Source organism: Planktothricoides raciborskii GIHE-MW2 (assembly GCF_040564635.1).
Taxonomy (GTDB): domain Bacteria; phylum Cyanobacteriota; class Cyanobacteriia; order Cyanobacteriales; family Laspinemataceae; genus Planktothricoides; species Planktothricoides raciborskii.
On record NZ_CP159837.1, the window covers coordinates 3317412 to 3331840 of the forward strand.

Genomic DNA, 14429 nt, shown 5'->3' on the forward strand with positions numbered 1-14429 from the left:
AGAATCAGGGTTGAAAATGCCTGTTATTGGAAATTAACTAAAAAATAGCATCTCGAAGAAGCATATTTTATCTGGAAAAAATGCAATTGTTCTAGCTATAAAATCAAACTACCAATCCGTAATTGGACAATCACACAAATATTCATAATTATTTGTTCATATTTCTGGGTATTTAATCTAAATTTTTGTTGTGATACTCTAAATATCTTGACTAAACGAATTAAATGTTCAACAAAAATTTTCTCTGATGCTAGTTCTTTGTTTTTTAACTTTTGTTTAACTTTTGTTCAGGGGTTAATTCTTGTTTTTTCGATTTTTTCGCCGGGGTTTTAATTGACTTTTCTCCTTGATAAGCTTTCTCGCCATTGAACCTTTGGTTAGATTCAAATTCTTTATGAGTTTCACGAAATAAACTTAGATCGCTTTTTGAACCTGGTTCACCAGCGACTACATCTACAATATCTTTACCATTGGGTAGGACAATTAGCTGGTTTTTTTATAAGTTTTTTTTTACCAGAGTAATAATTTTTTTGAGTCTCATATTCTGAAAATCTTTCTATAGGCTGTTCGTAGCTATCCACAATTAACTCAAAATTTGTTAACTTTTTTTTAACAATTTCGTAGTCCCTGGAGTTTTTTTTGTGATATTAAACTCGGTGGTAAGATTTCTCCCAGGAGGGGAAACCAATAGTTAAACGTATCATTGGCGGTTGTCTCACTTACGCCAAACTGAATACCCAGCAACTGAAATGTTGTTAAATGAAGTAAATATGTTAAGGTTAAAATTATTTGTGATTCTAGGGTTAATTTGGGTTTACGTCCACCTCCAACCCTAATGATTCTGAATTTTTTAGATTCTGCCAATTCTTTTTTCTGATTATGTATATTTATTGCTTTTTCTATAAGTTGCTTTAACTGTTGATGCTCGATTCCTAATAACCGATGTGATTCTTCAGGATTGTTATTAATATACTCAATTATGTTGCTCATAATTTCAGGTTAAATTAACAACTATTTGCTATAATACCACAATTTACTTCTTTTTCGGAGATGTCTAATGGGAAAATTTCCCGACTGGATAGAGAATTCTCATTCATCCGATGGCTGTGGATCAGGGGTTTGGGCTGATCAGTCCAGAATTTTACCAGAATTATCTCATCATAGTAAAGCCACATTTTCTGCCGCGAGAGTAACGGTAAAGGGAGATTTTTTCCTAAAAATTACCTAATTAATTAAAAGATACTCAAAGATATTCAAAGATATTTTAAGAGGCAAAATGCCAAATTTTGACCGTTCTGTCCCAACTGCCACTGACCAAGGTTTGACCATCAGAACTAAAAGCTAAAGACTTGACAGTTCCTAAATGGTTGAGAGTTTGTAGTAATTCTCCGGTGTGATAATTCCAGATTCTAATGGTGTTATCTTGACCCCCACTGGCTAGAGTTTGGCGATCGGGACTGAAGGCTAAACAAGATACATAACCTTCATGGTCAGTGAGGCTTTTTTCTAGTTTCCCGGTTTCCAGATTCCATAAATAAATTGGTTGGTCAGAACCACCGCTGGCAATGATTTTGTCATCGGGACTAATGGCGATCGCCCAAATAATGCCTTTAGACTGATCGAACCAAGAGGCTAATGACCCAAAAAAATCATCGGGACGGTTTAATGTTCGCAGTCTTTTTTCTGCCCGCCAATTCCAAATCATAATCGCACTATCTGCCCCACCACTGACCAAAATTCGACCATCAGAACTAAAGGCGATCGCGGTAACTTCCCAGCCATGTCCTTTTAAAGTGTATGCAACTTTGCCCCGATCTATTTGCCAAATTCTAATCGCCGTATCTACAGCGGTAAAACCAATATGCCCACTGGCAAGATATTGTTGGTCAGGACTAAATGCCAAACTCCCTACCCGCAGATTGACTAATGAAGCGCCCAGGGATTTTTGCAGCTTTCTCGTAGTTAAATCCCACAGCTTAATTGTGCCATCATTAAATTCGTGATTGCTGGAACTAGCTAATATTTTCCCATCGGGACTAAACGCCAACGCAATAATCGCGCTATGATGTCCAGTGAGGGTTTCTAGGAGTTCTCCGGTTGCCTCATTCCATAGTTTAATTGTATTATCTTGACTGCCACTGGCGATGGTTTTTCTATCAGGACTCATGGCTACGCAAATAATCGGTTGCGTATGTCCAGTTAAGATATGTTTGATTTTCCAAGCAGGAGGCGGTAAAAAGTCTTGCCAAGTGGGAGGCTTAACGGAGGGATTTTGGCAAATTACCGGCAACCAACTCACCCCCGGATATCTTTTATCCCAGGCATCTTCGAGTTTTTTTCTGGCTAATAATACTGAGGTATAAAAAGATTGGTTGCTGGCAAAGGCAGTGAGGAAATCCCTTAAAAAGTCTCGCGCTGCTTGGTCATAAATGCGATCGCGCATCACAATGATTTGCGGCAATTGTAATTCTTCCAATTCATTGGCTAATCCCAAACCGTTGCAAGAGTTAAAAAAGGCAATTTGTAAACGATTTTGAATCGCGGTTTTGAGGGCATTTTTAAATTCTGGAATCGCCAGATTATCTTGGGCATTAAGCTTAATCCAACCAGTTGCTTGATCGAAATTGCTGTTGCTATGGCCATCAAAAAATAAAATATCCCAGCCTTGTGGTTGCCAAAGCATATCCCGGAATGTTTCCGGTGTTGGTTCGATTACCGGCACAATTTCGGCATCGTTTAAATGGAGTTTAATTAAATCTAAGTCAGGGGAACTATTGCCGTCAGGGTATTTTTCTAACCCGGTGCGATCGCCCACCACCACCAAAATTCTCACTCGGTCATGTTTGGCTTTTTCTATCCGGGGAGGTGGGGTAAACTCTGGGGTACTCAGGGCAATTTCTACGGGAACCGAAGCATCGGCAAAAAATCTCCAAACGTGCCAAGGGAGGATACGGAGTTGTGGGTTTTTGGTTTGAATAATCACCCTAACTTCATTCGTCCCCATTAAATTGCGATTTAATTCATCCCGGATTTTTAGCCAGTCTTCATATCCAGAATTTAGCCATTTATTCAACTTGTTAATAATTTGAGGTTTTCCCTCAGCAGGGTGGATATTAATGGTTGGTTTTCCCGTAGTTTCATCGTCGTCGTCCAACCGAGAATTTCTGATACCTGGAAGTTTTTGATATCCGCTTTGCCAATAGCCATAAAGTTGCCAAAGCGTCGGATTTGTGCCATCTTCTGGCGGCAGTTTACCTTGCACTTGGATTTCGCTTCCCGTAGCATCATCATCATCCTGAATTCGCAGCAAAGCCGGAAATCCTTGCTCAAAATTGCCCTCGAATAGGGTTAAGATAACTCGCTTTCCCATTGATACCTCCAATTATTACCGATCTTGTAGGGTGAGCAAAATTTGCCCATCCTACTATTAGACGGTTAAATCACAAAATTTTCTGTAATGCTGGCCTCTTCTAATGATAATCGAATACTAAATTGTTCGCCGATCAAACCGCTAAAACCTTGGAGTTCTAAGAAAGTGGGATTTGTGGGTTGTGCTTGTCTGAAAGTATTACCGGATTGATCGAACACCGTAACTTGAAGATTTTGAGGCAAATCATTCTCCTCATCGATCGCCTCTATGCGAATTCGGATACTGACTTTCTGTTCGTTTTTCGGGCGAAATGCTATCAACAAAGCAACGGTGACAGATTGCGTTTCGCTGACTAAATCGATCGCTTTTGCCATTTCAATTCCCGCTTGGGGATGACTGGGATTAATTTTCCCCAAACTTAAAGCCGCTTGCCAAAGAGTTTCGCTATCTTCACTGGTTGCGAGTAAGTCACTCAAAGCGGCGATCGCTTCAGGAAAGTTTACCCCAATGTCCCCTAATTCCGTGGCAATTTGCCGCCGAGTTATTTCGTCATTGGTGGTTTGCAACCGTTGGATCAGAGGGGCGATCGCTTCTATTTCATAGGGTGACATAGCACTCTTGCTTCGAGAACTCTTGCTGGCGATCACTTCTGGTGGCTGCCAATCAGGTTCAAAAAGTTCATCTTGGGAATTTTTCAGCCATTGTTGCAAATTGATTAACATGGAGGCTGTTGCCGACTGGAGGCGGACATCTTCTACTGGAATTCCCAATATTTCTGATAGTTGCCCGGTTTTGAAGAGTTCAGAGAGGCGATGAAATCCTTCCAGGTAACTTTCCAACACAACGCTGGCACGTCCTTGTTTAACTTTGCGAGTTGTCAAATGAGAATGTTTAACCTGTTCTCTTAACAGGATCAGAAATGCCTCTATCTGGGATATTTGCGCCTCTTCAATTGTGGCACTCCACACTAATTCTATTTGGCCTTGATTTGTTTGCTCTGGCGATCGCGATCGTCGCTCGATTGCTGCCTTAAAGTTTTTTTTCCCGATCTTCTCTCCTAATACTTCTGCCAGCCTTGACCATAATTTTGGTCCGGCATCTTGTTTTAAATAGCTGAATGTATATCTATACTGGGAATCCACTGCTATTTCGTCATAAGTTTTTTCTTTCCAAGACCCTTTAAATATTAATTGCTCTACATTGCTTAAACCTTGATTGGTCTTAGCTACCAATAAGTCGTCGGTAAATGCGATCGCTTCTTCTAATTCCATGATTTTCCTCTTTTTTCAGACTTTTTCTGAGAAAACCTGACCTTTTCTGACCTTTTTACTGTTCAGATATATTGGCTAATACAGCTTGTAGTCGGACTTAACCTATACGACAAGCCCGTTACAGATAATTATTCAAAATACTGAATTTATATCTGAAGTTTACCTATCGCATTATATCGGTCGATTAAGAGAGATTGGAAATGTGAAAAGCGTAGTTGGCCAACTTGCTTCTCCTCTGTTCATTTCAGACATAGAAGCAGAAACTATGAAAACCATTTTTACTTCCCCAATCCTCGTTGTAATTATACTACTGGTCGAGTCCATTTCCACAGTTTCTTTGGCAGCCAATTCCCAGTTAAGCCAAAAAGCTGCTGTCACCTTGACTGACTCGGAAATTATCGCCAACCAAGACGGCGATCGCACTTCAGAATCGGATCAATGCAAAGAGCAAATAGATTGTGGCAAAATACAATCAACCCGCCTTGTTCTCTAATTTTCCGTAGTTAGGGCTGAAAAAATGCCCTAATTCTTGAACCAATGTAAAAATATTCCCCCATTCCCAGCCTTATTGCCAAGGGGGTTGGGGGAATCTTGTGCATAACCCTCGATATATTTATTTCAATTGTGATTGATACAATGCTGTAGGGGCGATTCGCCAATCGCCCCTACTTGTATTAAGTTTAATTCAAACAACTATAAATTAGATTTAATTACCCCGATAAAAGCATTTTTGCTGTTTTGATATTTTTGCTTAAAAATAACTATTATATATGATTAAATATCAATATATTTTTTGCTAAAATAACTTGATTTATTATATAATTAAAATAAGCAAATAGCTGCCAAAATTTATGATAAAAATAACTGGCATGACTCGCGAAATCCATGACCAATTTGCTAAAGACTATCTCTCAGAATTATTATCTCATCTCGGAGAAGTCGAAACCAGCCGGGAAGTCACATCAGAAGTGCGACAAGTGGATGTTTATTTTATCCCCGCCACTACGCCAAAAGACATCGATCCCAAACTCTTAGGGTTACTCGCGCCTATGGCCAAAACCGCTGGTTTATTTGAGCCATTTCGCAATCCTCCGACCCCGGTAGAAATCTCTAATTGCTTGGTAAAACTATTTGGCATTCAGGGGGAACAACGCCGCCAAGCCCGTCGGGAAAATGTCAGCCAAACTCAACTTGACTCACCGCGTTTGTGGATTCTATCTCCTTCCATTTCAACGCGAATTCTCGGAGGGTTTGGGGCGAAACCAGACGAGTCAGAGGAATGGCCACCGGGAATCTATTTTCTGCCAAAATTTTTTTATACGGGACTGGTGGCAATTCACCAGCTACCCGTGACACCAGAAACTCTCTGGTTGCGGGTTTTGGGTCGGGGAGAAGTCCAAAAAGCGGCGATCGATGAGTTGGTAGCTTTGCCAGAAGCCAATCCTTTACGGCGTTATCTGCTGGAAATCTTGGCATCCTGGCGGATCAATGTGGAATTAAGTCAAAATTTAGATGAGCAAGAAAAACAGGAGTTGACTATGAACTTATCACCGGCATATTTACGTTTGCGAGAAGAAACTTTTCAAGAAGGTCGTCAAGAAGGTCTTCAAGAAGAACGCCGTTCAATGATAGAAAATTTCCTGCGAGTTCGCTTTGGAGAAGTGGATGAGCAATTGTCTCAGATTATTGAGTCAATGTTAGGATTGCCTACGGCAGAATTGGCCGTAATGTTGCTGAATTTTTCCCGGTCTGAGTTGTTAGAAAGATTTGATCAAAATCCTTAATTCTGTAGTAGGGACACGGCATTGCCGTGTCCCTACAAGGCAATGCCGTGTCCTTGGTCAAGTCATACCAAAAATATCTGAATAATTAATCCTGATAGTCTTGGCGTTATTTTTCTTTTAACCAATTATCTAATTCTCGTAATCTGATAGAATATATGGGACATTTTGCTAATGCGTCTTTTGTAGCAGACTCGTTTTTCAAATAATCCATTACTGGTGCTAGAATACAATAAGCTTCTGGCCGATCGCCGTTAATTGCGATCGCTTCTTCCAGGGATTTTTTCGCCTTTTCGTATGCGTCCAGGCAGAGTTGTGCTCTACCCAGGTTAGTCAGCAAGGCATATTTTACTGAATTATTTGTAACGATCTTTAAACCCTCTAAAAATAGGGAAGCTGCCCGGTGACAATTTTGATCTAGCGCATAGAAAAGTTCGATCCGCCCTCGGTTATTATAAGCTGTGGCGTTTTGATATTTCATAGCTTCCTCATATTGCCGAATCGCTGAATCAATATCGTTTTGGTCTTCATAAAGGGAGCCAAGATTATAATAAGCTTGGTCGTAATCAGACTTTAGTAATATTGCTATTTGATAGTAACTTTTAGCCCGGTTAAACTGCTGATTTTTGTGATATAAAATTCCCACTTTATTCATCTCAACAGCCAGTTTATTTGACTCAACAGCCAGTTTATTTGACGCAAAATGCCAGACGAACCCCAATGCCGTTAGTAATAATATTACAGAAGCGATCGCTTTCTTTGCTTTAAGAATTTTTTCTATTATATCCTTAAATGGGATAATTTTGCCTGCCGAATCACCAGATTTAAAACATTCTAAACCTTCTAAAGATGCTAAATCATTTAACCGGGATAAAATAACTTCGGTACTAGAGGGACGTTCCCTGGGAAACAAAGCCATCATCTCATCCAGTAAATCTGCCAATTTATCGGGAATTTCCGATGCGCGATCGCGCCAAATTAAATCCCCGTTAGTTTCATTTTCTGGTAAATTAATCGGCACAATTCCCGTCAGCAAATGCACCATTGTCCGACCGAGGGCAAAGAAATCTGATTGAGGCACCGCTTTGCCATTAATTTGCTCAATTGGGGTATAACCTTCTGGAGACATTAATCTCGTATGTTCCCGATCTTCTCCTAACTTTACCAGATAAGTATTGTTAATTTGCCTGACTCCCCCAAAGTCAATTAAAACCAGCTTGCCGTTCGGTTGCAGCATAATATTTTCTGGCTTAATATCTCGGTGAAAGTAATGATTTTGGTGCAGTTCTTGCAATATTTCCAGCAGTTGTTTTAACCAGTCAATTGCCAATGACGAGGCAATCGGTTGACGATCTCTTTGCTTTAACCAGGTTAATAAATTTTCCCCGGCAATTTTTTCCATCACCAAACAATGAATGGTTTCCTGGTCATTTTCAATGGTAAAATATCCCTGGGGTTCGACCTTGGGAATGCCGGGATGATTGAGATAGCTTAAAACTTTTGCTTCTCTTTGAAAAAGCGCGATCGCCTTGTCTTTCTCTGATGCGGGAATATTGTCTAAATTGAGAACTTTGAGAACTTTAATAACTTTAACTTTATGGCAAGACTTTTCATCCCGGACAGCAAAAACTTCGCCAAAGCCCCCTGACCCAAGCTTTTCCACAATTATATAGCGATTTTGCACCCGCATTCCGGTAGATAACATAAGCAACTCACTGGAATATGTGCTTAAATTGGTTAACAATATACTTCATTACCACGGGCTGAAGGGTAAACATCACTGGATCGGAGTCGCTGGTTTTTTCCGTAATTTTTTCAATCAGCGATCGCCTTGCTAAAGACTCCAAAACTTCGAGAATTTGCGAGTGAGAAACCGCTGGGGAAATTTTATCCCGCATTTGGGAAATAGTTACAGGTGATTCAGCGGTAGCAATGCGATAAATTACCTTTTTTTCTATCTCGGAAAGTCGCTCAAACTGCCGGTCTAAAACCTCACTCAATTGTCCCACAAATATAGTATTTTGTTGGATAAATTCCGAACTTTTCCCATTAAATAATTCTAAAATGGTATCAGCGATAATTTTTAACGCCAAGGGGTTGCCTCGGTAGCGTTGAATCAGTATATCCCATTCCGGTTCTTCGACTAATCCTTGTTCTTGCAAAAGTTGTCGGGCTGCCCTTTTTTGCAGTCCCGATATTTTTAAACAACGCACCGGACGCTTATGACCTTCTAGCTTGACAATTTCACGGGGTTTTTCGTGACTGGTAATGACAAAGCAGCTTTGATGAGGCAATGCGCCAATTTGATGGAATAACTTGGCATAATCTTCATAGCCTGGGCGATATTTTCCCGCCAGGTCGTTATTACTAAGAAGGGATTCTAAGCCATCAATAATAATTAAACAACGGTGGGAATTGCACAATTCAACTAACCGATTGATGCTACTTTCTAAGGTATCTGGTAATGCTTTTTTGGTTTGATAATTGGGGATTGATTTAAGCAAATTGGGGATAAATTTTTCTAAAGGCGGGGCATATTGCAGACTGCGCCAAATGACGATTTTAAACCGATATTGTAGCTGTTTTGCTAGTTGGATGGCCATGGTGGTTTTGCCAATTCCTCCCATGCCCAAAATTGCGATTAAGCGGCAGTTTTCTTCGCCAATCCATTCGCTCATTTGTGTCAATTCTAAGGTGCGATCGTAAAAAATGCCCACCTCTGGGCAGCTATCCCAATCAATGTATTGACCGTCGCTGAATTCTTCCAGGTCGGCGCCGGGGCGATCGGCAATTGAGCGCCAGTCGAAGCCTAAAACTTGGCAAAAAGCTTTAAATGCAGGGACAGTCACCGGAGATCCGGCTAAAAAACGTCTCCAGGTGGCTTCGGAACAGCCCTCAGCGTAAGGCCCGCCCAGTAGCCACTCTGACTCTGGATCCAAAACTTCACTGGCGGCCACAAGCCATTCAGCGTCGTCTCGCTTTCGCCCGCTTTCTTTTCGAGCCTGCTGAATTCTTTGTAATCCCAGTTCAGAGGCTTTAAGAGTACCCATGCTACCTGAATATCCTTGTAACTTTCTAGGTTAATTTTAGATCGGTTTGGGGCGCAGATGAAATTTAACTAGGAAGATTTGCCGATCCAACACTGACCTGGATTTTTGCTGAAAAATAGGCGAGCGGAGAAATTAGGCAGGTTTTAGAACAGTTGAGAAGCTGAAACCGGGTAAGCAACTGAAGTGTTGAAAGAAGCAATTGAGTTGTTAGGTTAAGAACGGCGATCGCCTTTTCAGGGAGCGATCCGGTACGCTTCGCGATCGCTTTTTGGGTGGGCGATCATTAGTTTCTCCATCAAACCAAGGTATTGCCTATATAATTGATTGGACTGAGAACCTAAATGAGGTACTTTTATGGAAGCAAATCTTAACAACATATTGGTAGAACTAAAGCCGCAGATCGAGTAGCTTTTCGTCGGCGATCGCAGGATATTACTGAAGTGGTTAGTGGAATTATGACAACAAGAACCTTTTCTCAAACAGAGAATCCAAAATTCAAGAGGGAAGCTATGAGGCTTTTCGCTTTTGTTTCCCAAGTAGAGAAACCGGGTTTCGCCGAAGTTACCCGGTTTCTAATCCCTACGTTATTTATTGCTGAAATCCCCGGAGGCGATCGCGCAATATTTCCGCTTGTTTTTCCGCCTCAGCTAAAGCATCTTTTGCTCCTTGGACGACATCAGCAGGGGCTTTATCCACAAATTTAGGATTACTTAATCGGCTATTAATTGATTTAATTTCTCCTTCTAATTTGGCTAATTTTTTCTCCATTTTAGCTTTGAAAGCTGCCACATCAATTACCCCAGCTAAGGGCATAATCACCTGCACCGTTCCCACTACACTAGCAATACTTTGGGTCGGTTCTTTGGCCAAAGCCGCCGTAATAGTTAACTCTTCTACTTTGCCCAACAGTTGCAGATAATTTTGGCCACGATTTAGGATATTGCGCTCGCTTTCTGAATCACTTTGTAAGGTGATATTTGCCTTAATTCCTGGTTTAATATCCGCTTCTGCCCGTAAATTGCGAATAGTGCGAATTGTGCCAATAACTAACTCAAACTCTTGTTCAAGTTGGGGATTAATTAAATCATTCTGCAATGCGGGATAAGCTTGGGTGGCTAAAGATTTCCCCCCCTCTGCTTGGGTCAGGGTTTGCCAAATTTCCTCGGTAATATGAGGCATGAAGGGATGCATTAATTTCAGAATGCCTTCTAATACTTGGGCGATAATTTGTTGGGCAACCTGTTTAGAGGCAACATCCTCCCCTTGTAGCCGAGGTTTGACTAATTCAATGTACCAGTCACAGAAGTCACCCCAGATAAATTCATAGAGTCCTTTTGCCGCTTCTCCTAATCCATATTGGTCAATATAGTTAGCAGTTTGGGCGATAGTTTGATGATAACGGGAAAGCAACCAGCGATCGCACAATTCTAGGCGATCGCTTGCGGGAGTTCCTAGCTGTTGCGGAGTTTGTCCCTGCAAATACATCATCACAAACCGGGAAGCATTCCAGAGTTTATTGCAGAAATTTCGGGAAGCTTCCACAGAGATAGACTCATCAGTTTGCCGGTTATATTCTAAACGAATATCTTGACCAGCCCCAGCCACTTCTTTAACTAAAGTATAACGCAGGGCATCAGTCCCATATTTGTCAATTAATAATAAGGGGTCAATGCCATTCCCCGCAGACTTGGACATTTTCTTGCCATTTTCATCCAAAACCAAGCCATGAATATACACATCTTTAAAGGGAATTTGCCCCATAAAATGTTGGGACATCATGGTCATGCGGGCTACCCAGAAAAAGATAATATCAAACCCGGTGACTAAGGTAGTAGTGGGGAAATAAGTATTTAAGTCTGGGGTTTTTTCTGGCCATCCGAGGGTAGAGAATGGCCATAAACCGGATGAAAACCAAGTATCAAGGACATCCGGGTCTTGTTCTAATTGGACATTTTCCCCAAATTGCGCGATCGCTTTTGCCTTAGCTTCTGCCTCAGATTTGGCTACGACAAACGGGGTATTATCGGTAATATTTCCGCAGGTTTCACTCACCGCATACCAAGCGGGAATTTGATGACCCCACCATAGTTGTCGGGAAATACACCAATCTTTTAATTTTACCAACCAATCGCGATAAACTTTTGTCCAGCGATCGGGGATAAACACGGGTAAATTACCCTCATCTAATGCTTTGAGAGTAGGTTGAGAAAGCGCCTCAATTTTCACAAACCATTGGGTAGAAATTAACGGTTCAACCGCCACCTTACCGCGATCGCTATAAGGAACCGAATGACTATAATCCTCAATTTTCACCAAATAGCCATCGGCTTCTAATCGCTGCACCACATTTTTCCGGGCTTCAAAGCGGTCTTGACCCACAAACGACCCAGCATTCTGATTTAAACTGCCGTCCTTATTCATAATATTAATAAACGGCAAATGGTGGCGTTTACCCATTTCAAAATCATTCGGGTCATGGGCCGGAGTCACCTTCACGCAACCAGTCCCAAATGCCGGGTCAACCAACTCATCGGCAATAATCGGAATTTCCCGCCCCATAATTGGCAAAGTAATCGTTTTACCAATTAAATGTTGATAGCGATCGTCATTAGGATTCACTGCCACCCCGGTATCGCCCAACATCGTTTCTGGTCGAGTTGTTGCCACTTCCAAAAAGCCACTGCCGTCGGTCAAAGGATAGCGAAAATGCCACAAATGACCATTCACTTCTTTTTGTTCAACTTCCAAATCAGAAACCGCTGACTGACTTGCCGGGCACCAATTCACCAAATACTGACCGCGATAAATCAGCCCTTGTTCATAAAGACTGACAAACGCCTCCAAAACTGCCTTGGATAAGCCTTCATCCATTGTGAACCGTTCCCGCGTCCAATCCACGGACACCCCCAAACGGCGCAATTGATTAACGATCGCACCTCCTGACTCGGCTTTCCACTGCCAGGCCCGTTCTAAAAACTTCTCGCGGCCCAAGTCATCGCGGGTTTTGCCCTCCTCTCGCAGTTGCTTTTCCAAAATCGTCTGAGTGGCAATACTCGCGTGGTCAGTTCCGGGCAAATAAAGGGTATTGCGTCCTCTCATGCGGTGATAGCGGGTCAACACATCAATCAGGGTATTGTTAAACGCATGACCCATGTGCAACCGGCCCGTAATATTCGGCGGCGGAATCACGATACAGTAAGGTTCGCCGGAATGGTTGGGGTCTGCTTTAAAAATATGCTGTGATTCCCAATATTCTTGCCACTTCGCTTCAGTGGTGGTCGGGTCATATTGGGAGGGAAGATTAGGAATTGTTGATGTCATCGCGAGTTTATGTAGTTTAGGCCAACTGTCTAATGTAACTTATTTTGTGTAACTTTTATTGCCTTTATTCTATTTTTTGGTTTTTTGATGGGAAGATTCACCACAGAGACACGAAGGACACAAAGGAAGTTAATTATCAGTTCTTTGCGTTCTTTGTGCCTTTGTGGTGAATCAGATTTTCAGTAAATTATACTGGTTTTTGGGAGAATAAATTATTCACCACAGAGACACGAAGGACACAAAGTAAGTTAATTATCAGTTCTTTGTGTTCTTTGTGCCTTTGTGCCTTTGTGGTGAATCAGATTTTCAGTAAATTATACTGGTTTTTGGGAGAATAAATTATTCACCACAGAGACACGAAGGACACAAAGTAAGTTAATTATCAGTTCTTTGTGTTCTTTGTGCCTTTGTGGTGAATCAGATTTTCAGTAAATTATACTGGTTTTTGGGAGAATAAATTATTCACCACAGAGACACGAAGGACACAAAGTAAGTTAATTATCAGTTCTTTTTTCGATATTTTTTTCCTCTATTACTAAGTTAAAATATAAAATATAGCAATAATCTAAACAAATAAAAATTTTAATTGTTTTTATGATGTAATTTAATCCATAATTTTGGTTAAATTTTACCGACAAAATTATCGTATGTGGATGACGATCGCCCAGAATTTTTTGATAGATTTTCCAGGCTTGCCGATATAGCGCTTCGGCGGCTTAAAACCCCCGTTGGTAGTAGTAAACCATTTCTAAGTTGTTCAGCGATCGCGCCACATTTGGATGATTTTACCCCAGTAATCGCTGAAAAATTTTTCAAGGTTTTAATTAATCAAAGTTCGTTTTGTTGATACTAATTATGGGAATAATAAAGATTTGCTTATTTGTTCAGATAACTGGCTACATCGTGATGATTCTCTCCCGAAATAAATTTGCTTAAATATCCCTAAAGCTTGCGATAAAAGTGGTTCCGCGTTTCTATATCTTTTTTGGCAGTGATTGACCATACCTAAGTTACTTAGAGAAGCGGCTAATTCCAGATTATTTTCTCCCAAAAACCTCTTTATAATTACTCAATATTGGCAAATTGTTCTACTTCTTGATATTGCTTTTGGTAGTAAATTAACCCCGTAAGATTCAAGATATCAGCTACTTCGATTTTTTGACACAATTTTTTTGCGAGGTAATCGCTTTTTCAAGGTATTTAATTGCTAACGCTTGTTCTTTTAAATAGTCCCGATATTCCCACCGTTGCACTCTAGTTTGATATCTATTTTGGTAAATTTTCCCTATGTTGGCATATAAAATACTCAAACTGGTGTCTTTGACTCCTTGCTGCTTTTTTTGGGCAATTAGCTGTTGGAACTCTGTTAAGGACAATAAGACATCATCGGTGTCTTCAGCATCCGAGGATAAGCCACTTTCTAGAGATGGCAAATTTTTTGATTCGTTTTGATCAGAAATTGCGGTTTTTTTGTCTGAAAAGCGAGAAAAATATTGGTGATAACGCCAAACCCTTGGGGCGACAACCAGGTCTGGGCGATCGGGGTTTTGTGGTGTTTGATTTTTATCTTTCTGATGGTTTTGAGAGGCGATCGCTCAATTCTTCACTATCCATTAGATAATTTTCCTTCTTTGTA

The 14429-nt window shown here is 40.9% G+C and carries 13 protein-coding genes; 3 read left to right on the plus strand and 10 right to left on the minus strand.

Features of this window, described 5'->3' with window-relative positions:
- Positions 1 to 95: 95 nt before the first annotated feature.
- The 5 genes from ABWT76_RS14125 to ABWT76_RS14145 all read right to left on the minus strand — a co-directional run bounded on the left by ABWT76_RS14125 (position 96) and on the right by ABWT76_RS14145 (position 4641).
- Positions 96 to 239 (minus strand): hypothetical protein, encoded by a 144-nt coding sequence (locus ABWT76_RS14125; RefSeq protein ID WP_354636413.1) that lies wholly within the window; start codon positions 237 to 239, stop codon positions 96 to 98.
- A gap of 26 nt (positions 240 to 265) precedes the next feature.
- A complete protein-coding gene (locus ABWT76_RS14130; protein WP_354636414.1) occupies positions 266 to 484 on the minus strand; it encodes a transposase family protein in 219 nt (72 codons plus the stop codon).
- 125 nt (positions 485 to 609) lie between these two features.
- On the minus strand, positions 610 to 990 hold the full coding sequence (locus ABWT76_RS14135; protein ID WP_354636292.1) for a transposase family protein: 381 nt from the start codon (positions 988 to 990) through the stop codon (positions 610 to 612).
- A 274-nt stretch (positions 991 to 1264) separates the two neighbouring features.
- Entirely contained in the window at positions 1265 to 3370 is a 2106-nt protein-coding gene (locus ABWT76_RS14140; protein ID WP_354636293.1) for a hypothetical protein, read from the minus strand.
- Between the two features lie 65 nt (positions 3371 to 3435).
- Positions 3436 to 4641 carry a DUF1822 family protein gene (locus tag ABWT76_RS14145; RefSeq protein ID WP_354636294.1) on the minus strand — a complete coding sequence of 402 codons (1206 nt, stop codon included), beginning with the start codon at positions 4639 to 4641 and terminating at the stop codon, positions 3436 to 3438.
- Between the two features lie 202 nt (positions 4642 to 4843).
- On the opposite strand from ABWT76_RS14145, the gene ABWT76_RS14150 reads away from it, so the two are divergent.
- Positions 4844 to 5134 carry a hypothetical protein gene (locus ABWT76_RS14150; RefSeq protein ID WP_354636295.1) on the plus strand — a complete coding sequence of 97 codons (291 nt, stop codon included), beginning with the start codon at positions 4844 to 4846 and terminating at the stop codon, positions 5132 to 5134.
- Between the two features lie 358 nt (positions 5135 to 5492).
- The gene (locus ABWT76_RS14155; protein WP_354636296.1) at positions 5493 to 6425 is read left to right on the plus strand and encodes a hypothetical protein; all 933 of its coding nucleotides are present in this window, start codon (positions 5493 to 5495) and stop codon (positions 6423 to 6425) included.
- Positions 6426 to 6531: 106 nt separating this feature from the next.
- Here the strand turns inward: ABWT76_RS14155 and ABWT76_RS14160 are convergent, their stop codons facing one another.
- The 5 genes from ABWT76_RS14160 to ABWT76_RS14180 form a co-directional block, all read right to left on the minus strand.
- Positions 6532 to 8127: a protein kinase gene (locus tag ABWT76_RS14160; RefSeq protein WP_354636297.1), complete on the minus strand. Its 1596-nt coding sequence runs from the start codon at positions 8125 to 8127 to the stop codon at positions 6532 to 6534.
- A gap of 7 nt (positions 8128 to 8134) precedes the next feature.
- Entirely contained in the window at positions 8135 to 9472 is a 1338-nt protein-coding gene (locus ABWT76_RS14165) for an NB-ARC domain-containing protein (RefSeq protein ID WP_054465003.1), read from the minus strand.
- Between the two features lie 588 nt (positions 9473 to 10060).
- A complete protein-coding gene (locus tag ABWT76_RS14170; protein WP_354636298.1) occupies positions 10061 to 12793 on the minus strand; it encodes a valine--tRNA ligase in 2733 nt (910 codons plus the stop codon).
- 853 nt (positions 12794 to 13646) lie between these two features.
- Positions 13647 to 13844: a tetratricopeptide repeat protein gene (locus ABWT76_RS14175; protein WP_354636299.1), complete on the minus strand. Its 198-nt coding sequence runs from the start codon at positions 13842 to 13844 to the stop codon at positions 13647 to 13649.
- A 94-nt stretch (positions 13845 to 13938) separates the two neighbouring features.
- Positions 13939 to 14226: a hypothetical protein gene (locus ABWT76_RS14180; protein ID WP_054465001.1), complete on the minus strand. Its 288-nt coding sequence runs from the start codon at positions 14224 to 14226 to the stop codon at positions 13939 to 13941.
- Between ABWT76_RS14180 and ABWT76_RS14185 the strand changes: the two genes are divergently transcribed.
- Positions 14220 to 14414, plus strand: coding sequence for a hypothetical protein (locus ABWT76_RS14185; RefSeq protein WP_156331545.1), 195 nt, complete (start codon positions 14220 to 14222; stop codon positions 14412 to 14414). The genes ABWT76_RS14180 and ABWT76_RS14185 overlap by 7 nt on opposite strands.
- Positions 14415 to 14429 lie beyond the last annotated feature (15 nt).